Source organism: Acidovorax sp. YS12 (assembly GCA_021496925.1).
GTDB lineage: Bacteria > Pseudomonadota > Gammaproteobacteria > Burkholderiales > Burkholderiaceae_C > Paenacidovorax.
In genome coordinates, this window is record CP053915.1 from 1617803 (window position 1) to 1639226 (window position 21424).

General features: G+C 69.4%; 19 protein-coding genes. 18 read left to right on the forward strand and 1 reads right to left on the reverse strand.

Going from position 1 to position 21424, the window contains the following annotated elements:
• The first annotated feature begins 9 nt into the window (after positions 1–9).
• From YS110_07355 to YS110_07390, 8 genes are all read left to right on the forward strand, one after another.
• Positions 10–1377, forward strand: coding sequence for a tRNA 5-hydroxyuridine modification protein YegQ (locus tag YS110_07355; GenBank protein UJB64573.1), 1368 nt, complete (start codon positions 10–12; stop codon positions 1375–1377).
• Positions 1378–1686: 309 nt separating this feature from the next.
• Positions 1687–2454, forward strand: a complete 768-nt coding sequence (locus tag YS110_07360) for a glucose 1-dehydrogenase (protein ID UJB64574.1) — start codon at positions 1687–1689, stop codon at positions 2452–2454.
• A 34-nt stretch (positions 2455–2488) separates the two neighbouring features.
• Positions 2489–3271 (forward strand): 2-ketocyclohexanecarboxyl-CoA hydrolase, encoded by a 783-nt coding sequence (gene badI / locus YS110_07365; protein ID UJB64575.1) that lies wholly within the window; start codon positions 2489–2491, stop codon positions 3269–3271.
• 17 nt (positions 3272–3288) lie between these two features.
• Positions 3289–4449, forward strand: a complete 1161-nt coding sequence (locus tag YS110_07370) for an acyl-CoA dehydrogenase family protein (GenBank protein UJB64576.1) — start codon at positions 3289–3291, stop codon at positions 4447–4449.
• 40 nt (positions 4450–4489) lie between these two features.
• Positions 4490–5692 (forward strand): acyl-CoA dehydrogenase, encoded by a 1203-nt coding sequence (locus YS110_07375; GenBank protein ID UJB64577.1) that lies wholly within the window; start codon positions 4490–4492, stop codon positions 5690–5692.
• A 59-nt stretch (positions 5693–5751) separates the two neighbouring features.
• Entirely contained in the window at positions 5752–7074 is a 1323-nt protein-coding gene (locus tag YS110_07380) for a hypothetical protein (protein ID UJB64578.1), read from the forward strand.
• 17 nt (positions 7075–7091) lie between these two features.
• Positions 7092–8294 (forward strand): 3-oxoadipyl-CoA thiolase, encoded by a 1203-nt coding sequence (pcaF, locus tag YS110_07385; protein ID UJB64579.1) that lies wholly within the window; start codon positions 7092–7094, stop codon positions 8292–8294.
• Positions 8294–9985 (forward strand): electron transfer flavoprotein-ubiquinone oxidoreductase, encoded by a 1692-nt coding sequence (locus YS110_07390; protein UJB64580.1) that lies wholly within the window; start codon positions 8294–8296, stop codon positions 9983–9985. The genes pcaF and YS110_07390 overlap by 1 nt, the downstream gene beginning before the upstream one ends.
• 79 nt (positions 9986–10064) lie before the next feature.
• Here the strand turns inward: YS110_07390 and YS110_07395 are convergent, their stop codons facing one another.
• Positions 10065–10598 carry a MarR family transcriptional regulator gene (locus YS110_07395; GenBank protein UJB64581.1) on the reverse strand — a complete coding sequence of 178 codons (534 nt, stop codon included), beginning with the start codon at positions 10596–10598 and terminating at the stop codon, positions 10065–10067.
• 126 nt (positions 10599–10724) lie between these two features.
• On the opposite strand from YS110_07395, the gene aliB reads away from it, so the two are divergent.
• The 10 genes from aliB to YS110_07445 all read left to right on the forward strand — a co-directional run bounded on the left by aliB (position 10725) and on the right by YS110_07445 (position 21421).
• A complete protein-coding gene (gene aliB, locus YS110_07400) occupies positions 10725–11888 on the forward strand; it encodes a cyclohexanecarboxyl-CoA dehydrogenase (GenBank protein UJB64582.1) in 1164 nt (387 codons plus the stop codon).
• A 119-nt stretch (positions 11889–12007) separates the two neighbouring features.
• Positions 12008–13675 (forward strand): cyclohexanecarboxylate-CoA ligase, encoded by a 1668-nt coding sequence (gene aliA, locus YS110_07405; GenBank protein UJB64583.1) that lies wholly within the window; start codon positions 12008–12010, stop codon positions 13673–13675.
• A gap of 13 nt (positions 13676–13688) precedes the next feature.
• Positions 13689–14474, forward strand: a complete 786-nt coding sequence (locus YS110_07410; protein ID UJB64584.1) for an enoyl-CoA hydratase/isomerase family protein — start codon at positions 13689–13691, stop codon at positions 14472–14474.
• A 110-nt stretch (positions 14475–14584) separates the two neighbouring features.
• Complete coding sequence (locus tag YS110_07415; protein ID UJB64585.1) at positions 14585–15436, forward strand: branched-chain amino acid ABC transporter permease; 852 nt, start codon at positions 14585–14587, stop codon at positions 15434–15436.
• A gap of 16 nt (positions 15437–15452) precedes the next feature.
• The gene (locus YS110_07420) at positions 15453–16430 is read left to right on the forward strand and encodes a branched-chain amino acid ABC transporter permease (protein ID UJB64586.1); all 978 of its coding nucleotides are present in this window, start codon (positions 15453–15455) and stop codon (positions 16428–16430) included.
• Positions 16427–17149: an ABC transporter ATP-binding protein gene (locus YS110_07425; GenBank protein ID UJB64587.1), complete on the forward strand. Its 723-nt coding sequence runs from the start codon at positions 16427–16429 to the stop codon at positions 17147–17149. The genes YS110_07420 and YS110_07425 overlap by 4 nt, the downstream gene beginning before the upstream one ends.
• Positions 17146–17850 carry an ABC transporter ATP-binding protein gene (locus YS110_07430; GenBank protein UJB64588.1) on the forward strand — a complete coding sequence of 235 codons (705 nt, stop codon included), beginning with the start codon at positions 17146–17148 and terminating at the stop codon, positions 17848–17850. Before YS110_07425 ends, YS110_07430 begins: the two co-directional genes overlap by 4 nt.
• Before the next feature lie 36 nt (positions 17851–17886).
• Positions 17887–19065 carry an ABC transporter substrate-binding protein gene (locus YS110_07435; protein ID UJB64589.1) on the forward strand — a complete coding sequence of 393 codons (1179 nt, stop codon included), beginning with the start codon at positions 17887–17889 and terminating at the stop codon, positions 19063–19065.
• A 41-nt stretch (positions 19066–19106) separates the two neighbouring features.
• On the forward strand, positions 19107–20201 hold the full coding sequence (locus YS110_07440; GenBank protein UJB64590.1) for a porin: 1095 nt from the start codon (positions 19107–19109) through the stop codon (positions 20199–20201).
• A gap of 188 nt (positions 20202–20389) precedes the next feature.
• Positions 20390–21421: a zinc-binding dehydrogenase gene (locus tag YS110_07445; GenBank protein UJB64591.1), complete on the forward strand. Its 1032-nt coding sequence runs from the start codon at positions 20390–20392 to the stop codon at positions 21419–21421.
• Positions 21422–21424 lie beyond the last annotated feature (3 nt).

The window sequence follows — 21424 nt, forward strand, 5'->3', positions numbered from 1 at the left end:
TCCCGCCCCATGACCCTGAAAGCCCCCGAACTGCTGCTGCCCGCCGGCTCGCTCGACAAGATGCGCGCGGCATACGACTTCGGCGCCGATGCCGTGTATGCCGGCCAGCCGCGCTACTCGCTGCGCGCGCGCAACAACGAATTCCGCCTGGAGCAGATCGCCCAGGGCATCGCCGAGGCGCACGCGCGCGGCAAGAAGTTCTTCGTCACCAGCAACCTCATCGCGCACAACGACAAGGTGCGCACCTACCTGCGCGACATCGAGCCGGTGATCGAGTGCAAGCCCGACGCCTTCATCATGGCCGACCCCGGCCTGATCATGATGGTCAAGGAAAAGTGGCCCGAGACCGAGGTGCACCTCTCGGTGCAGGCCAACACCACCAACTGGGCCACGGTGAAGTTCTGGCAGAAGGCGGGCGTGTCGCGCATCATCCTGTCGCGCGAGCTGAGCCTGGACGAAGTGGAGAAGATCCGCCAGGAATGCCCCGACATGGAGCTGGAGGTGTTCGTGCACGGCGCCCTGTGCATCGCCTACTCGGGCCGCTGCCTGCTCTCGGGCTACTTCAACCGGCGCGACCCCAACCAGGGCACCTGCACCAACGCCTGCCGCTGGGAATACAAGACGCACGACGCGGCCGTCGATCCCAACACCGGCGAGGCGCTGGCGCAGGCGATGGAGAACGGCTTCGACTTCGCGCAGGCGCGCGACGAGGCCGACAGCCAGTTCACCAGCACCTGCGGGGGCGGTGCGCGCCACCCCAAGGCCGAGCAGGTCTACCTGATCGAGGAAAAAGGCCGCCCCGGCGAGCTGATGCCCATCATGGAGGACGAGCACGGCACCTACATCATGAACAGCAAGGACCTGCGCGCCGTGGAGCACGTGGAGCGCCTCGTGAAGATCGGCGTCGATTCGCTCAAGATCGAGGGCCGCACCAAGAGCCTGTACTACGTGGCGCGCACCGCGCAGGTGTACCGCCGCGCCATCGACGACGCGGTGGCCGGCCGCCCGTTCAACCCGCACCTCATCACCGAACTGGAGGGCCTGGCGAACCGCGGCTACACCGGCGGCCTGCTGGAGCGCCGCCCGGCCAACGACTACCAGAACTACGAGACCGGCAACAGCGTGCTGCAGCGCGCCCACTTCGTCGGCGAAGTGCGCGGTTATGAAGATGGCATGGCCGAGGTGGAGACCAAGAACCGCTTCCAGGTCGGCGACACGCTGGAGATCATCCACCCGCAGGGCAACCGCCAGGTGCGGCTGGAGACCATGTTCAACCTCGACGGCGAGCCCGTGCAGGTGGCCCAGGGCAGCCCGGTGCGCGTGCGCATCCCGCTCGAAGGGCCGGTGGAGGGCGCGCTGATCGCGCGGCTGCTCTGAACCGGCCATCTCTCCCAACCAACCCGCCGCTGGCGGGTTTTTTTGCGCCTGCGCCGCCAGCGCCGCCGCAGCCTTTTAAATCAATATATTTGCACACTAGCGCGATACGAAGGACCACCGGCCAGCAAGCTCCGCCCTCCATAAATTCCCTATATCACCAGGGTTAACCATGATCCCATCGCAACGCCCCACCCTTGCGGAGCATGCCTATTGCCTCTAGAATTTTAGTAAACATATTTACTTAATTCGCCGCACACCATGCGGCATTACCGGCCCACGCGGCCCTCCTGGCAAACCATGGGATATGCAATGAAACGCTTTGAAGACAAGACAGTGATCGTGACCGGCGGCGGCGGCGGCATTGGCGGAGCCACCTGCCAGCGCCTGGCGGCCGAGGGCGCGCGCGTCGCGGTGTTCGACCGCGACCTGGCCGCCGCCGAGCGCACCGTGGCGGCCATTGCCGCCGCTGGCGGACAGGCGGCGGCCTTCGCCTGCGACATCACCGACCGCGCGCAGGTGGATGCCGCCGTGGCCGCTGCCGAGGCACGGCTCGGCCCGGTGGCCGCGCTGGTCAACAACGCGGGCTGGGACGTGTTCAAGCCCTTCCTCAAGACGAACCCCGGCGAGTGGGAGAAGCTGATCGCCATCAACCTGACGGGCGCGCTGCACATGCTGCACGCCGTGCTGCCGGGCATGGTGCAGCGCGGCTATGGCCGGGTGGTGAACGTGGCATCGGACGCGGCGCGCGGCGGCTCCTCGGGCGAGGCGGTGTATTCGGCCTGCAAGGGCGGGCTGGTGGCGCTCTCGAAGACGCTGGCGCGCGAGCATGCGCGCCATGGCATCACGGTGAATGCGGTGTGCCCCGGCCCCACCGACACCGCCCTGCTCGCGGGCGTGGCCGAGGGCGCGCGCGACCCGGCCAAGCTGATCGAGGCGTTCAAGAGCGCCATTCCCATGGGCCGCCTGGGCCAGGGCGACGACCTGGCCTCGGCCATCGCCTTCTTCGCCAGCGACGACGCGGGCTTCGTCACCGGCCAAGTGCTGAGCGTGTCGGGCGGCCTGACCATGCACGGCTGATTCGGCGCATCCATTCATCCAAGGAGAAAACACCATGAACTTTGAAGACATCCTGTACGAAGTGAAGAACGGCGTGGCCTGGATCACGATCAACCGGCCGGAGAAGATGAACGCCTTTCGCGGCCAGACCTGCGACGAGATCATCCGCGCGCTGAACAAGGCGGGCTACGACCGCGCGGTGGGCGCCATCGTGCTGGCGGGCGCCGGCGACCGGGCCTTCTGCACCGGCGGCGACCAGTCGGCGCACAACGGCAACTACGACGGGCGCGGCACCATCGGCCTGCCGATGGAGGAGCTGCACACCGCCATCCGCGACGTGCCCAAGCCGGTGATCGCGCGGGTCCAGGGCTTCGCCATCGGCGGCGGCAACGTGCTGGCGACGATCTGCGATTTGACGATCTGCTCCGACAAGGCGCAGTTCGGCCAGGTCGGGCCGAAGATGGGCTCGGTCGATCCGGGCTACGGCACGGCGTTCCTGGCGCGCGTGGTGGGCGAGAAGAAGGCGCGCGAGATCTGGTACCTGAACCGCCGCTACAGCGGTGCCGAGGCGGTGGCCATGGGCCTGGCGAATTTCTGCGTGCCGCACGACCAGCTCGATGCCGAGGTGCAGAAGATCGGCGAGGAGCTGTGCGAGCGCAGCCCCACGGCCCTGGCCATCGCCAAGCGCAGCTTCAACATGGATACCGCCCACCAGGCCGGCATCGCCGGGCTGGGCATGTATGCGCTCAAGCTCTACTACGACACCGATGAGTCGCGCGAAGGCGTCAATGCGCTCAAGGAAAAGCGCAAGCCCGAGTTCCGCAAGTTCGCCAAATAAGTCCTGGAGCGCAGCGCATGGCACTCGACGCCGAATCCTTTGACCTCCTGCTGGCCACCATCCAGCGCTTCGTGCGCGAGCGCCTGGTGCCGGCGGAGAACCACCTCGAAGAACACGACGAGGTTCCCCCCGGCATCGTCCAGGACATGAAGGAGCTGGGCCTGTTCGGCCTCACCGTGCCGGAGGAATACGGCGGCATCGGCCTCTCGGCCAGCCAGGAGGTGCTGGTCAACTACGAGCTCGGGCGCACCGCGCCCGCCTTCCGCTCGGTGTTCGGCACCAACATCGGCATCGGCTCGCAGGGCATCCTCATGGACGGCACGCCGCAGCAGAAGGCCGCGTACCTGCCCCGGGTGGCCAGCGGCGAGCTGGTCATGTCCTTCGCGCTGACCGAGCCCGACGCCGGCACCGACGCCGCCTCGCTCAAGACGCGCGCCGCGCTGGATGGCGACCACTACGTGCTCAACGGCACCAAGCGCTTCATCACCAACGCCCCGCGCGCCGGCGCCTTCACGCTCATGGCGCGCACCGGCGGGGAAGGCGCGGGCGGCGTGTCCGCGTTCATCGTCCCGGCGGACACGCCGGGCCTGAAGCTGGGCCGGAACGACCGGAAAATGGGCCAGCGCGGCACCAAGACCTGCGACGTGATCCTGGAAAACGCGCGCGTGCCGGCCGCGAACATCATCGGCGGCGTGCCCGGGCAGGGCTTCAAGACCGCCATGAAGGTGCTCGACCGCGGGCGCCTGAACATCTCGGCCGTCTCCTGCGGCCTGGCGTCGCGCATCCTGGACGAATCGCGCCGCTACGCCCGCGAGCGCAGGCAGTTCGGCAAGCCCATCGGGGAATTCCAGCTCATCCAGGCCATGCTGGCCGACAGCCAGGCCGAGCTGCTCGCCGGCTGGGCCCTGGTGCGCGAGGTGGCCCAGCGCTTCGACGGCAAGCCGGCCCACGTGTCCGACCCGGACGTTTCCATGCGCGTTTCCTGCGCCAAGCTCTTCGCCACCGAAATGGTGGGGCGCGTGGCCGACCGCGGCGTGCAGATCCATGGCGGCGCGGGCTACATCAACGAATACCCCGTGGAGCGCTTCTACCGCGACGCGCGCCTGCTGCGGCTGTACGAAGGCACGACGCAGGTCCAGCAGCTCATCGTCGGGCGCGAGCTGCTACGCCAAGACTGAAGCACGCCCCTCTTTCCTCTTTTCGACGCAATTCACCACCATGGCCAACCACCACAACGCCTTCCGCTGGGACGATCCGTTCCTGCTCGACCAGCAACTCAGCGCCGACGAGCGCGCCATCCGCGATGCCGCCGCCGCCTACTGCCAGGACCAGCTCGCCCCGCGCGTGCAGGACATGTTCCGCCATGAAAAAACCGACGTTTCCATCTTCCGCGAGATGGGCGCCCTCGGCCTGCTCGGGCCGACCATTCCCGAGGCCTACGGTGGCGCGGGCCTGAATTACGTCAGCTACGGCCTGATCGCGCGCGAGATCGAGCGCGTGGATTCGGGCTACCGCTCCATGGCCAGCGTGCAGTCGTCCCTGGTGATGGTGCCGATCCATGCCTTCGGCACCGAGGCGCAGAAGCAGAAGTACCTGCCCAGGCTGGCCAGCGGCGAATTCATCGGCTGCTTCGGCCTGACGGAGCCCGACCATGGCTCGGACCCCGGCTCCATGGCCACGCGCGCCTACAAGGTCGATGGCGGCTACAAGCTCAAGGGCAGCAAGATGTGGATCACCAACAGCCCGGTGGCCGACGTGTTCGTGGTCTGGGCCAAGGAGGTGTCCGAAGGCGGCGCGGTGGGCCCGATCCGCGGCTTCATCCTGGACAAGGGCATGAAGGGCCTGAGCGCCCCCGCCATCCACGGCAAGGTGGGGCTGCGCGCTTCCATCACCGGCGAGATCGTCATGGACGATGTGTTCGTGCCCGAGGAGAACGCCTTCCCCGAGGTGCGCGGCCTCAAGGGGCCGTTCACCTGCCTGAACAGCGCGCGCTTCGGCATTGCCTGGGGCGCCATGGGCGCGGCCGAGTTCTGCTGGCATACGGCGCGCCAGTACACGCTGGACCGCCAGCAGTTCGGCCGCCCGCTGGCGGCCAACCAGCTCGTGCAGAAGAAGCTGGCCGATATGCAGACCGAGATCACCCTGGGCCTGCAGGCCGCGCTGCGCGTGGGCCGCATGAAGGACGAGCACCAGAACGTGGTGGAGATTACTTCACTCATCAAGCGCAACAACTGCGGCAAGGCGCTGGACATCGCCCGCCTGGCGCGCGACATGCTCGGCGGCAACGGCATCAGCGACGAGTTCGGCGTGGCGCGCCATCTGGTGAACCTGGAGGTGGTCAATACCTACGAGGGCACGCACGATGTGCATGCGCTCATCCTGGGGCGCGCGCAGACCGGTATCCCGGCCTTCGCCAACTGAAACTATCAAAACAATAGCTGCTTACGCTTGATGGACAAGCGCTGGAGGCCGATTTGACCATGACCCATTCCCCAGGCACCCACGGCGCGGCCCCGCCTTGCGACACGGCGCAGGCCGATGCGCTGCACCACCTGGCCCGCGCGGAGCGCGAGGCCACGCACGCCCCCGCCCCGGAGCAGGCCACGCCCCGGCCGCTGCAGACCCTCGCCGTGATCGGTGCCGGCACCATGGGGGCGGGCATCGCCATCGCGGCGCTGAATGCCGGGCTGGAGGTCATCCTGCTCGAACAGAACGCCGAGGCGCTGCGTGCCGGGCGGCAGCGCGTGGCCAGCCACTACCAGGGCCGCGTGGAGGCCGGCAAGCTCAAGGCCTCCCAGGCCGCGGCCGCCGAGGCCCGGCTGACCGCCTCCTGCGACTGGCCCGACGTGGGCCGCGCCGACCTGGTGATCGAGGCGGTCTTCGAAGACCTCGCCGTGAAGCAGGCGGTGTTCCACCAGATCGACCAGCATGCGCGCCCCGGCGCGGTGCTGGCCACCAACACCTCGTACCTGGACGTGGACGCCATCGCCAGCGCCACCGCGCGGGCGCAGGACGTGCTGGGTCTGCACTTCTTCAGCCCGGCGCACGTCATGAAGCTGCTGGAAGTGGTGCAGGCCACGCAGACGGCGGCGGACGTGCTCGCCACCGGCATGCAGTTGGGCCAGCGCCTGGGCAAGCTGCCCGTGGCGTGCCGCAACGCCTTCGGCTTCATCGGCAACCGCATCTACAACGCCTACCGCCGCCAGTGCGAATTCATGCTGGAGGACGGCGCCTGGCCCGAGGACGTGGACCGCGCCCTGCAGGACTTCGGCATGGCCATGGGGCCGTTTGCCGTGGCCGACCTCTCCGGCCTGGACATCGCCTGGCGCATGCGCAAGGCCCAGGCCGCCACGCGCGACCCGCGCGAGCGCTACGTGGACATCCTCGACCGGCTGTGCGAGCAGGGCCGCCTGGGCCGCAAGACCGGCGCGGGCTACTACGCCTACACCGGCGGCCGCCAGGCCCCCGCCAGCGACGCCACCGTGCGCGCGCTGATCACCGAGGCATCGGCGCGGCGCGGCATCGCGCGCCAGCCGCTGCCGGCCGCGGCCATCCAGCGCCGCGCCCTGCTCGCCATGGCCAACGAGGCCGCGCTGCTGCTGGCGCAGGGCGTGGCCCGGCGCGCCGGCGACATCGACGTGGTGCTGGCGAACGGCTACGGCTTCCCGCGCCGGGAAGGCGGCCCGGTGTTCTGGGCGCGCCAGCAAGGCCTGCCGGCCCTGAACCAGGAGCTCGGCGCGCTGGCCCGCGCCAGCGGCCACGGCTTCGCCGCTGGCGACCTGTCCATCCTGCTGCAACCCTGAATTTCCTTTCTCGCCCCATGCCCCAAGCCTTCATCTGCGACGCCATCCGCACCCCCTTCGGCCGCTACGGCGGCGCCCTCTGCAGCCTCCGCACCGACGACCTCGCCGCCCTGCCCCTCAAGGCCCTGCGTGCGCGCAACCCCGGCGTGGACTGGGCTGCCGTGGCCGATGTGCTCTACGGCTGCGCCAACCAGGCCGGCGAGGACAACCGCAATGTCGCCCGCATGGCCAGCCTGCTCGCGGGCCTGCCCATGGAGGTGCCGGGGGCCACCATCAACCGCCTGTGCGGCTCGGGCCTGGATGCCGTGGGCAGCGCCGCGCGCGCCATCAAGGCGGGCGAGGCGGGCCTGGTGATCGCCGGCGGCGTGGAGAGCATGAGCCGCGCGCCGTTCGTCATGCCCAAGGCGCAGAGTGCCTTCAGCCGGGCCAACGCGGTGTATGACACCACCATTGGCTGGCGTTTCGTCAACCCGCTGATGCAGGCGCAGTACGGCGTGGATTCGATGCCGGAGACGGCGGAGAACGTGGCGCAGGCATTCGGCATCGAGCGCGCGGCGCAGGATCGCATGGCCCTGGCCAGCCAGTGCAAGGCGCTGGCCGCGCAGCAGGCCGGCCATCTGGCGCGCGAGATCGTGCCGGTGGCTATCGCGCAGAAGAAGGGCGAGTCCCTTGTCGTGCGCCAGGATGAGCATCCGCGCGCGACCAGCCTGGAGGCGCTGGCCCGGCTCAAGGGCGTGGTGCGCCCGGACGGCACGGTGACCGCGGGCAACGCCAGCGGCGTGAACGACGGCGCCTGCGCGCTGCTATTGGCCGATGAGGCCAGCGCCGCGCGCCACGGCCTGACGCCGCGCGCGCGCGTGGTGGGCATGGCGGTGGCGGGCGTGGCGCCGCGCCTCATGGGCATCGGCCCGGTGCCGGCCACGCAGAAGGTGCTGGCGCAGACCAGCCTGACGCTCGCGCAGCTGGACGTGATCGAGCTCAACGAAGCCTTCGCCGCCCAGGGCCTGGCGGTGCTGCGCCAGTTGGGCTTGCCGGACGACGACGAACGGGTGAACGCCTGGGGCGGCGCCATCGCCCTGGGCCACCCGCTGGGCGCCAGCGGCGCGCGCCTGGCCACCACGGCGGTGAACCGCCTGCACGCCACGGGCGGGCGCTATGCGCTGTGCACCATGTGCATTGGTGTCGGGCAGGGTATTGCGCTGGTGCTGGAGCGCGTGTGATGCACCCCTACGACATCCTCAGCACCTACGGCCCGCGCGAGTCCATGGAATACGACGTGGTGGTCGTGGGCGGCGGCCCCGCAGGCCTGGCCACGGCCATCCGCATCAAGCAACTGGCGGCCGAGAAAGGCCAGGAGGTCTCGGTCGTGGTGCTGGAGAAAGGCTCCGAGCCCGGCGCCCACATCCTCTCGGGCGCCATCATGGACCCGCAGGCGCTGACCGAGCTGTTCCCCGACTGGAAGGCGCGTGGCGCGCCGCTGCACCAGCCGGTGACGGACGATGCCTATGTCTTCCTGGGCGAGACGTCTTCGTTTCGCGTGCCCAACCTGTTCCTGCCGCCTTTCGCGCACAACCATGGCAATTTCATCGTGCGCCTGGGCGATGTGACCAAGTGGCTGGCCGAGCAGGCCGAGGGCCTGGGTGTGGAGATTTTCCCGGGCTTCGCCGCCGCCGAGGTGCTCTACACCGAGGGCGGCGCCGTCAGGGGCGTGGCCACGGGCAACCTGGGCCTGGGCAAGGACGGCGAGCCGACCGGGAATTTCCAGCTCGGCATGGAGCTTCTGGCGAAGTACACCATCTTCGCCGAGGGCGCGCGCGGCCACCTGGGCAAGCAGGTCATCGCCAAATACCACCTGGACGAAGGCCGCGATCCGCAGAGTTTCGGCCTGGGCATCAAGGAGCTGTGGGAGATCGACCCGGCGCGCCACCAGCCGGGCTTCGTCATGCACACCGCCGGCTGGCCCATGGACAGCAAGACCTATGGCGGTGCTTTCCTGTACCACCTGGAGGGCAACAAGGTGGCGCTGGGCTTCGTCACGGGGCTGGGCTACACCAATCCGTACCTGAGCCCGTTCGAGGAGTTCCAGCGCTGGAAGACGCATCCCAACATCCGCTGGTACTTCGAGAACGAGAAGGGCGAGGTGACGGCCAAGCGCCTGTCCTATGGCGCGCGCGCGATCAATGCCAGCGGCATCAATTCGCTGCCCAAGACGGTGTTCCCGGGCGGCGCGCTGGTGGGCTGCGATGCGGGGTTCCTGAACGTCAGCCGCATCAAGGGCAGCCATGCCGCGATCAAGACCGGCGCCCTGGCGGGCGAGGCGGCGTACCACGCGGTCACCGCGGGGCGCCAGCACGACGAGCTGGCGGACTACCCCAAGGCGTTCGAGTCCAGCTGGCTGCATACCGAGCTGAACAAGGACCGCAATTTCAAGAACTGGTTCAAGCACGGCCTGGCGGTGGGCACGCTGATGAACGGCTTCGAGCAGTTCGTGCTGCGCGGGCACATTCCCTGGACGCTGCACCGCGACAAGCCGGACCACGCGTACCTGAAACCGGCCAGCGAATGCCAGCCCATCGACTACCCCAAGCCCGATGGCAAGCTGACCTTCGACCGCCTCTCCAGCGTGTTCATCAGCAACACCAACCACGAGGAGAACCAGCCGGCGCACCTGACGCTCAAGGACGACGCCGTGCCGGTGCGCATCAACCTGGCACAGTACGCCGGGCCCGAGGCGCGCTACTGCCCGGCCGGGGTGTACGAGTTCGTGAAGAACGACGACCACACCGAGCGGCTGCAGATCAATGCGCAGAACTGCGTGCACTGCAAGACGTGCGATATCAAGGATCCGACGCAGAACATCGTGTGGGTCACGCCCGAGGGGGGCGGTGGGCCTAATTACGCGGGCATGTGAGACTTTGAAGGTTCTCCAAGGTGCTATCCGAAAGATAGCTTGCGGCGCTTTCCCGTAAAGGGCTGGCGCCGTTTTTTATCTATATCTCATCGGGCGCATCGGCCGCATCGGCCTCCTGGCCGCCATTGACCCAGTCGGCGTCGATGCGCTGCATGTTCTCCAGGATCTTGAGCAGGTAGTGCAGCGTGTGGGTCACGTCGTTGATCGAGAAATCGCCCAGGATTTCCTGGTAGTAGGCCAGGATCTTCGGGCGCGCCAGCACATGCCAGACATGCTGGCCCGAGGCCGTCATCGTCACCAGGCGCGAGCGGCGGTCGCGCCCGTCCGGGGCCACGGCGACGTGGCCGTCGCGCTCCATGCGGCCGATCAGGCCCGACAGGTTCTGGCGGCTCACCATCAGGTACTTGGCCAGCTCGCCAATGCCCATGCCGCCCTGCGCCTGCGCGCGCGACAGCGCGCCGAGGACGGCCCACTGCTGCGTCGTCAGCCCCTCCTCCTCCACCGCCCGCGTTCCCGTTTTGTGCAACATATTTGCACACTGATAGAGCCTGAAGAACAACCTGTTGGCAAGCTCCATCTTGGCCGAATTGCCCTCTTCACTCGGGTTAACCATGATTATTCTCTCGTGTTGCAGGCTTGCCATCCGTCCGGGGCATCCTTAGAATTTTGGTAAACATATTTACTTAATGCGCTGTGAACTACGCAGCATCATCAACCAACCGGGACAACTTCGCAAACCATGGGACATGCCCACAACCCTTACATCACCGAAGACCTGCAGGCGCTGGCCGAGACCGTGCGCCGCTTTGCCCAGGAGCGCGTGGCGCCGGGCTTCCTGCAGCGCGACCAGAGCCGCACCTTCGACCGCGCGCTGATGCGCGAGATGGGCGCGCTGGGCTTCATCGTGCCCGAGCTGCCCGAGCAGTTCGGCGGCCTCGGCATGGGCTGCCTGGCGGCAGGCGTGGTGCATGAGGAAATCGCGCGCGCCGACCTGAGCTTTTCCTACGTGAACCTGCTGGCCTCGCTGAACAGCCAGATCCTGTCGCGCTACGGCCAGGCGGAAGTCGTCACGCCGTGGCTGCAGAAGATCATCGCGGGCGAGAGCATCTGCGCCATCGCGCTGACCGAGCCGCGCGGCGGCTCGGACGCGGCCAACCTGCGCCTGAAGGTCGAGCGCGTGGGCGACGAATACGTCATCAACGGCGAGAAGACCTCGATCTCCGCCGCCGACCAGGCCGACATCTGCGTGGTGTTCGGCCGCACCGGCACGCCCGAATCGGGCGCGCACGGCGTGACCGCGCTGCTCGTGCCCATGGACACGCCCGGCGTGACCACCAGCCGCTTCGACTGCCACGGCCAGCGCGCCATCGGGCGCGGCTCGATCTTCTTCGAGAACGCGCGCGTGCCCGTGAGCCACCGCCTGGGCGACGAGAACAAGGGCTTCGTGCAGGTGATGCACGGCTTCGACTTCTCGCGCTCGCTCATCGGCCTGCAGTGCTTGGCCGTGGCGCGCGTGGCGCTGGAGGAAACCTGGCAGTACATCACCGAGCGCGAGGCCTTCGGCCAGCCGCTGGCGGCCTTCCAGGGCGTGACGCACCCGCTGGCGAGCTACGACACCGAGGTGGAGGGCGCGCGCCTCTTGTGCCTGCAGGGCCTGTGGCTCAAGGACCAGGGCCTGCCGCACAGCGCCGAGGCCGGCATGGCCAAGTGGTGGGGGCCGAAGCTGGCCTACGACGTGATCCACCAGTGCCTGCTGTGCTTCGGCCACGGCGGCTACGACCGCGGCCCGATGGAGCAGCGCCTGCGCGACGTGCTGGGTTTCCAGATCGGCGACGGCACGGCGCAGATCATGAAAACCATCATCGCGCGCACGCGCGCCGGGCGCCGGTTCGTGCCGGCCTGAAAAAAACCATAGCAGCTTGCGCTTGCCGCACAAGGGTTTGCAAATGAAAACAATGCAAAAACCCTGTGCAGCAAGCGCCAGCAGCTCCTCTTTTTGATAACGACCGACGGAGACACACCATGCAATTCGACGCCATCCTGCTGCCGCCGCGCCGCGCGCACCTGATTGCCCAGGGCCTGTGGCACGACCGCACCATCAACGGCGAGCTGGACGCCTGCGCCGCCGCCTGCCCCGACCAGCTGGCGCTGACGGCGGTGCAGGTGGAAACGGGCGAGGTGCGCCGCTTCACCTACCGCGAGATGGCGCGCATGGCCGACCGCATCGCCGTGGGCCTGGCGCGCCTGGGCGTGGGCCCGGGCGACGTGGTGGCCTGCCAGCTGCCCAACTGGTGGCAGTTCACGCTGACCTACCTGGCGTGCTCGCGCATCGGCGCGGTGATGAACCCGCTGATGCACATCTTCCGCGAGCGCGAGCTGTCGTTCATGCTCCAGCACGGCGAGGCCAAGGCCATGATCGTGCCCAAGGTCTTCCGCGGCTTCGATTTCGAGCAGATGGTCACCGGCCTGCAGCCCAGCCTGCCCGCCTTGAAGCACGTCATCGCCGTCGGCGGCCAGGGCGCGAACAGCTTCGAGGCGCTGCTGTCCGGCCCCGAATGGGAAAAAGAAGCCGACGCGCAGGACATCCTCACGCGCAGCCGCCCCGGCCCGGACGACGTGACGCAGCTCATCTACACCTCGGGCACCACGGGCGAGCCCAAGGGCGTGATGCACTCGGCCAACACGCTGCTGTCCAACATCATTCCCTACGCCGCGCGCATGGAGCTGGACGCCGGGGACGTGGTGCTCATGGCCTCGCCCATGGCGCACCAGACGGGCTTCATGTACGGGCTGATGATGCCCATCGTGCTCAAGGCCAGCGCGGTGCTGCAGGACGTGTGGGAGCCGAAGAAGGCCACGGCGCTGGTCCAGTCGGAGCAGGTCACGTTCACCATGGCCTCGACCCCCTTCCTCACCGACCTGGCGCGCACCGTGGCCGAGGACGTGCAGGCCGGCGGCCCCGGCGTGCCCACGCTGCGCACCTTCCTGTGCGCTGGCGCGCCCATTCCCGGCGCGCTGGTGGAGCAGGCGCGCGCGGCGCTGGGCGCCAAGGTGGTGTCCGCCTGGGGCATGACGGAGAACGGCGCCGTCACCACCACGCTGCTGGATGACGGCGACGAGCGCTCCGTGAACACCGACGGCCGCCCGCTGCCCGGCGTGGAGATCAAGGTGGTGGACGTGGACGGCCGCGCCCTGCCCCCGGGCGAATCGGGCAAGCTGCTGCTGCGCGCCTGCTCCAACTTCGGCGGCTACCTCAAGCGCCCGCAGCTCAACGGCACCGATGCCGAGGACTGGTTCGACACCGGCGACCTGGCGCGCATCGACGCACTTGGCTACGTGCGCATCACCGGGCGCAGCAAGGACGTGATCATCCGCGGCGGCGAGAACATCCCGGTGGTGGAGATCGAGTCGCTGCTGTACAAGCACCCGGCCGTCGCCATGGCCGCCGTCGTCTCCTACCCCGACGAGCGCCTGGGCGAGCGCGCCTGCGCCGTGGTGGTACCCAAGGCCGGCCAGCGCATCGACCTGGCCGAGGTGCAGCGCTTCATGAAGGAGCACAAGGTCGCCATCCAGTACGTGCCCGAGCGCGTCATCGTCCAGGAGGCCATGCCCGCGACCCCCTCGGGCAAGATCCAGAAGTTCAAGCTGCGCGAGTCCATCCGGGAACTGATCCGCAACACGCCGGAGTAAGCGGAGCAAAGCCATGCACAGCGACAACGACACCCCCATCCAGACCCGCGTGCAGGGGCGCGTGGGCTGGATCACGCTGCACCGCCCGCGCCAGCGCAACGCGCTCAACGACGCGCTGATGGACGCCCTGGGCGCGGCCTTGCTGGCCTTCGATGCCGACCAGGCCATCGGCGCCATCGTCATCACCGGCGGCGACAAGGCGTTTGCCGCCGGCGCCGACATCGACGCCATGGCCAACGCCTCGTACATGGACGTGGTGCACGGCAACTTCATCACGCGCAACTGGGAAACCATCCGCCAGGTGCGCAAGCCCGTGCTGGCCGCCGTGGCGGGCCCGGCCATGGGCGGCGGCTGCGAGCTGGCGCTGGCCTGCGACATCGTCGTCGCGGCCGAGTCGGCGCGCTTCGCGCTGCCCGAGGTGAAGCTGGCGCTGCTGCCCGGCGCCGGCGGCACGCAGCGCCTGCCGCGCGCCATCGGCAAGGCCAAGGCCATGGACATGTGCCTGTCGGCGCGCGTGCTGGACGCGCACGAGGCCGACCGCTACGGCCTGGTCTCGCGCGTGGTGCCCGACGCCGAGCTGGCCGAACGCACGCAGGCGCTGGCGGCGCAGATCGCGGGCTGCTCGCTGCCCGCGCTGATGGCCATCAAGGCATCGGTCAACCGCGCCTGGGAAGGCGCGCTCACCGAGGGCATCGCGTTCGAGCGCCAGGCGCTGTACGGGCGCTTCGCCAGCGCCGACGCGCGCGAGGGCATGCGCGCCTTCCTGGAAAAGCGCCCGCCCGAATTCACCCACGGCTGATTCCCAGCCCCGGCGGCCCTGCCTGCACAACGACACACGACAAGGGCCGGCCGCCCGCATCACGAGAAAAGACCGGCGCCCGCCCCGCGGGCGCCCAAGGAGACAACGCAATGTTGACGATCAATCTGTTCAACGGATTGGTGTACGGCGCCCTGCTCATCATCATGAGTTCGGGCCTGGCGCTGATCTACGGCCTGCGGCGGGTGGTGAACTTCGCCCACGGCGCGCTCTACATGCTGGGGGCGTACATCGGCTTCACCGTGGCCATGCACAGCAACTTCTGGGTGGCGCTGCTGGCGGCCCCGCTGGCCATGGCCGTGGTGGGCGTGCTGCTGGACCGCTACGGCCTGCGCCTGCTGCAGGACCGCGAGCCGCTCAACGTGATGCTGGTCACCTTCGGCCTGCTGCTCATCCTGGAAGACCTGGTGGCCTTCGTCTGGGGCAAGGGCAACCACTCGCTGTTCACGCCCGGGCTGCTGAACTTCTCCGTCAGCGTGTTCGGCGAAAGCCTGCCGGCCTACCGCATCGGCGTCATCGTGGTCGGCGCGGCCGTGGCGCTGGGGCTGACGCTGTGGCTGCGCTTCTCGCGCATCGGCCTGTTCGTGCGCGCGGCCAGCACCGACCCGGTGACCACCTCGATGCAGGGCGTGAACACCGACACCCTGAGCGCCGGCGTGGTCGGCCTGGGCGCGGCCCTGGCGGGGCTGGCGGGCGTGGTGGCGGCGCCGTTCCTGTCGCTGTCGCCGCACATGAGCTCGGACGTGCTGATCGACTCCTTCGTCGTGGTCGTCATCGGCGGGCTGGGGTCGCTGGCGGGCGCGTTCGCCGCCGCGCTGCTGCTGGGGATGATGCAGGCCATCGGCGCCGTCTACCTGCCGCAGGTGTCGGTGCTGCTGCCCTTCCTGTTCATGATCGCCGTGCTGGTCTGGAAGCCCTCGGGGCTGGCCGGCAGCCGCACCTGATGCCGGGAGCCATGCCATGAGTCTCTCGCGCATCGGTTTTCTCGCGCTGCTCGCCCTCCTCGGTGGCGCGCTGGTCATGGGGCTGACCCAGTCCGCCAGCCTGCTGGGCATGTTCACCCAGGCGGTGATCTACGCCATCTTCGCTCTCGGCGTGGGCGTGCTGCTGCGGCAGAACGGCCTGGTCAGCTTCGGCCACGCGCTGTTCTTCGGCGCGGCGGGCTACGGCATGGGCGTGGCCCTCACGCTGCAGTGGATGCCGGCCGAGCTGGCGCTGCTGGCGGTGCTGGCGGCCATCGGCGCCGGGGCCTTCCTCATCGGGCTGGTCATCGTGCGCGTGCCGGGCATCGCCTTCGGCATGCTGACGCTGGCCATCGGCCAGATGGCCTACCTGCTGGCCTCGCGCGCACGCGGCCTGACCGGCGGGGCCGACGGCATGGGCATTCCCTGGCCCGACACGCTGTTCGGCGTGCCCCAGGCCACGCTGCTGCAGCCGGCCACGCTGTTCATGCTGGCCTGGGCGCTGATGGTGGCCGTGACCTGCGCGCTGCTGTGGCTGCTGGGCACGCGCTTTGGCGCCGTGACCGAGGCCATCCGCGACAACGAGGAGCGCGCGCGCTTCATCGGCATCCAAACCACCGTGCCGCGCGCGCTGGTGTATGCGCTGTCGGCCGTGGTCACGGGCATCGCGGGGCTGCTGTCGGCGCTGAACACGGGCTTCGTCTCGCCCGAGAGCCTGCACTGGAGCGCCTCGGCCATCACGCTGCTGATGGTGGTGGTGGGCGGCTTCAAGCGCGCCACCGGGCCCATCGTCGGCGCCATCGTCTATTTCCTGTTCAAGGACCTGCTGGGCGAATGGGCCACGCACTCCATGGCGCTGTTCGGCGCGGCGCTGATCGCGGTGATCGTGTTCTCGCCCGACGGCATCACCGGCGCGCTGGCCAAGCTGCGCCAGCGCCTGCGCCACGGCCCCCTGAAGAAAGGCAGCCACCCATGACCACCCACTACGTGCTCCAGGCCGAGGACGTGGCCATCCACTACGGCGGCGTGAAGGCGCTCGACGGCGTCGCGCTGACGCTGGAAAAGGGCCAGATCCGCGGCCTCATCGGCCCCAACGGCGCGGGCAAGTCCACCGTGATCGACGCCATCACCGGGCGCCGGCGCCTGACGCGCGGGCGCGTGCTGCTCGACGGCGAGGACGTGACCGCGCTGGGCGCGGTCGAGCGCCGCCAGCGCGGCCTGTCGCGCAGCTTCCAGCGCACCAGCATCTTCGCGGGCATGGCAGTGCGCCGCCAGGTGGAGCTGGCCTCGCACCGCATGGGCGTGGCCGACAGCGGCGCCGATGCCGACGCCGTGCTGGAGGAGCTCGACCTGGCGCGCCTCTCCCACATGGTTGCCGAGGACCTGGGCTACGGCGAGCAGCGCCGCCTGGACCTGGCGCTGGCTCTGGTGGGCCGCCCCAAGCTGCTGATGCTGGACGAGCCCATGGCGGGCCTGTCGGTGAAGGAGTCGCACGACCTGGCGCGCCACCTGAAGGCGCTGACCTCGCGCTGGGAGGTGTCGGTGCTGCTGGTCGAGCACGACATGGACGTGGTGTTCGGCATCTCCGACGCCGTCACCGTGTTCGAACTGGGCCGCGTGATCGCCAGCGGCGACCCGGCCAGCGTGCGCGCCGATGCGCGCGTGCGCGAAGCCTACCTGGGGAGCGCTGCATGACCGCCCTGCTGACATTGAACGAAGCCGATGCCTTCTACGGCGCGGCCCACATCCTGCACCGCCTGAGCCTGCACGTGGAGGCCGGCGAGCGCGTGGCGCTGATCGGGCGCAACGGCGTGGGCAAGACCACGGTGGTCAACACCATCCTGGGCCTGGCGCAACTGCGCCACGGCACGGTGCGCATCGGCGGCGAGACCATCGCGCGCCCGCGCCCCTACATCGCCGCACAGCGCGGCGTGGTGGTGGTGCCGCAGGGGCGGCGCATCGTGGCCAACCTGACGGTGGAGGAGAACCTGCTGCTCGGCGGCGCCACCGCCCGCAAGGGGCCGTGGACGGTGCCCGGGATCTACAAGCTGTTCCCCATCCTGCAGGAGCGCGCGCACACCCCCGGCACGGCGCTGTCGGGCGGGCAGCAGCAGATGCTGGCCGTGGGCCGCGCGCTCATGTCCAACCCCAGCCTGATCCTGCTGGACGAGCCGACCGAAGGGCTGGCCCCGGTCATCGTCGATCAACTGGCCGACATCTTCAACCTGGTCGCCGGCCAGGGCACCGCGCTGCTGCTCATCGAGCAGAACCTGAGCCTAGTGGCCCGCGTGGCGCACCGCTACCTGGCCATGGCCAAGGGCGCGGTGGTGGCCGAGGGCCCCGTCGATGCCTCGCCCGAAGGCATGCGGGCACTGGCCGAACACGTCGCGGTTTAACGCTTTTTTCTCAACCCCAACCACAAGGAGACAGACATGTTGAAAACCCACACCCTGCTGGCCGGTGCCGCGCTGGCGGCCGCGCTGCCCCTGGCGGCCCTGGCCCAGGCCAAGGAGCCGGTGAAGATCGCGCTGGTCACGTCCAAGTCCGGTGCCTTCGCCACCATGGGCGCGGACGTGGCCAACGGCATCAAGTTCGCCGTCGATGAAGCCAACGCCAAGGGCGGCGTCGATGGCCGCAAGGTCGTGCTGGCCGAGGGCGACGACGAGAGCACGCCCGACGCCGGCCGCCGCGTGGCCGAGAAGCTCTCGCGCGAGGGCCACAACCTCATCATCGGCCCCATCACCTCGTCCATCTCGCTGGCCATCAGCCAGAATCTGGCGCGCTGGGACGCGGCCTTCATCGGCACCATCAGCAAGGCCGACAAGCTCACGCAGGACGCCTGCAGCCCGCGCTTCGTGCGCACCAACCACTCCGACGCCATGGACCTGGCGATGATCAACGAGTGGGCCAAGACCCTGCCCGGCAACAACTTCGCCATCATGGCCGCCGACTACGTGTGGGGCCAGGACTCGGCCAAGTCCTTCGAGGCCGCCGTCACCGCGCAGGGCAAGAAGGTCGGCACCAAGCTGTTCGTGCCGCTGGGCACCAAGGACTACGCGCCCTACATCCAGCAGCTCAAGAACGCCAACGCCGACGCCGTCTGGGTGGCCGACGTGTCGGGCGCCATCGCCTTCACCAAGCAGGCGGCGGACTTCGGCCTGATCCCGAAGACCCCGCTGATCGGCCACGCGCTGCTGTCCAACTTCATCGTCAACGCCACGGGCAACGCGCTCGCCAACGTGCCCGGCAACGTCGGCTACACGCCCGACATCGACACGCCGCAGAGCAAGGCCTTCGCCGCCGCCTTCAAGGCAAAACACAACCGCCTGCCCTCCGACACCGAGGGCCAGGCCTACAACGGCGCCATGGTGCTGCTGCAGGGCGTGAAGCTGGCCGGCAGCACCAAGCCGCTGGACGTGACGAAGGCCCTGCGCGGCGCCGAGGTGGAGACGCTGTACGGCAAGGCCACGGTGCGCGCGGCGGACAACCAGCTCTTGATTCCCAACTACATCGCCCGCGTGAAGGTGGCCGACGGCGTGCTGCGCCCGGTGATCGAGCAGAGCTACCCCGCCACCCTGACGCCGCCCGCCTCGCCGCTGTGCAAGCTGTGACCCGGCCCACCCCGCCAACCACCACCCCCAAAGGAGACCCCATGCAACGCACCCCCCTGTCCCTCGCCAGCGCCCTGGCGCTGTGCGGCGCCCTCGCCGCCCCGGCATATGCCCAGAGCAACGTCACCCTCTACGGACTCATCGACGCGGGCGTCGAGCGCCTCAACCACACCAGCGCCGGCGGCGGCATCACGCGCATGCCCAGCATCGCCGGCTCGGCCGCCTCGCGCTGGGGCCTGCGCGGCAGCGAAGACCTGGGCGACGGCCTGAAGGCCGTGTTCACGCTCGAATCGGGCTTCGGCTCCGACAACGGCGCCTTCCAGCAAGGCGGCCGCGCCTTCGGCCGCCAGGCCTTCGTCGGCCTGTCCGGCGGCTGGGGCACGGTGTCGCTGGGGCGCCAGTACTCGATGCTGTTCCCCGGCGCGGCGAACACCGACATCTTCCTGGCGCAGATCTACGGCGCCGGCGCGTTCGACACCTACCTGGCCGGCCCGCGCCTGGACAACGCCCTGGCCTACCTGGGCAAGTTCGGCGGCGTGACGCTGGGCGCGCTCTACAGCCTGGGCAAGGACGCGCAGACCTGCCCCGGCGAGCGCGGCAAGGGCAGCGAGTGCCGCGCCTGGTCCGCCGTGCTGAAGTACGACGCGCCCGGCTGGGGCGTGGGCACCTGGATCGACGAACAGCGCGGCCTGGACGGCAGCGGCGACACCCCCGCCACCGCCGACCTGAGCGGCAAGAAGGACCAGCGCCTGGCCCTGAGCGGCTACGCCACGCTCGGCCAGACCAAGCTGGTGGCCAACTACATGCAGCGCAAGAACGACGCGGCGGCCGATGCCTACCGCAAGAGCAGCCTGTGGTCGCTGGGCGTGGCCCACCCGGTCACGCAGGCCATCACGCTGGAGGCGCAGTACTACCACTTCGCCTACAAGGACAGCGACGACGGCGGCAAGATGCTGGCGCTGCGCGGCACCTATGCGTTCTCCAAGCGCACGGCCGCCTACGCCACCGTGGGCGCCCTGCGCAACGACGGCAACGCGCGCTTCTCGCCCTCGGTGGGCGTGAGCAACACCGCGCTGGCACCCGTTGCGGGCCAGAACCAGACGGGCATCATGGTCGGGCTGCGCCACGCGTTCTAAAAGTGCCCCCCTGAGACGCTTCGCGTCTTCCCCCCGCTCTCGCGCTTCGCGCGGGCGGGGGGACGCCACCAGCGCGGCGGGGCGGCCCTTGCGCGGTGGCCCGCGCATGGGCCGCGCCAGTTTCATGCGCAGCGCCATGGAAAACTGACTTGGAGCTTCGCGGTGCAAGCCGCGAACCAGCACCCACTATGAAAGCAGCCTTCATCACCGGCCACGGCGGCAACGACATCGTGCAGGTGCGCGCGCACCATCTGCCGGAGCGCGCGCCCGGCGAGGTGCGCGTGCGCATGCGCGCGGCCACCCTGAACCAGGTGGACCTGTACATGCGCAACAGCGGCGCGGGCATCACGCACCGGCTGCCGCAGGTCATGGGCCTGGACGGCGCGGGCACCATCGAGGCCTGCGACGAAGGCGACCCGCTGCTGCGCCCCGGCCAGGAGGTGGTCATCCACCCCGGCGTGGCTTGCGGCCGCTGCGCGTTCTGCCAGCGCGGCGACAGCGTGCTGTGCACACACATCCAGTACCTGGGCGAGCACCGCGACGGCACCTTCGCCGAGGCGATACAGGTGCCCGCCACGCAGGTCTTTCCCAAGCCGGCGCACCTGGGCTGGGCCGAGGCGGCGGCCCTGGGCGTGAACCACCTGACGGCCTGGCGCATGCTGTTTTCCAAGGCGCGCCTGCAGCCGTGGGAGACGGTGCTGGTCTTCGGCATCGGCGGCGGCGTGTCGCTGGCCGGGCTGCAGCTGGCCAAGGCCATCGGCGCGCGCGCCATCGTCACCTCGCGCGACGGTGCCAAGCTGGAGCGCGCCCGCGCCCTGGGGGCCGACCACGGCATCAACGGCAAGACCCAGGACGTGGCCAGGGAGGTGCTGGCCCTGACCGGCGGGCGCGGCGTGGACGTGGTGTTCGAGAACGTCGGCGAGGCCGTCTGGCCCTCAGCCATGAAATCGCTGGTGCGCGGCGGCCGCCTGGTCACCTGCGGCGCCACCAGCGGCGACCAGCCCGCCGCCGACCTGCGCCGCATCTTCATACGGCAGTTGCAGATCCTGGGCTCCACCCTGGGCACGCTGGGCGAGTTCCGCGACCTGCTCGGCTTCGTCGAGCGCACCGGCCTGCGCCCCGTGATCGACAGCGAATACCCGCTGGACCAGGTGCACGCGGCGCTCGACCGCCTGGCGTCCGGCGCGCAGTTCGGCAAGGTGGCGCTGCGCATCGGTTGAACG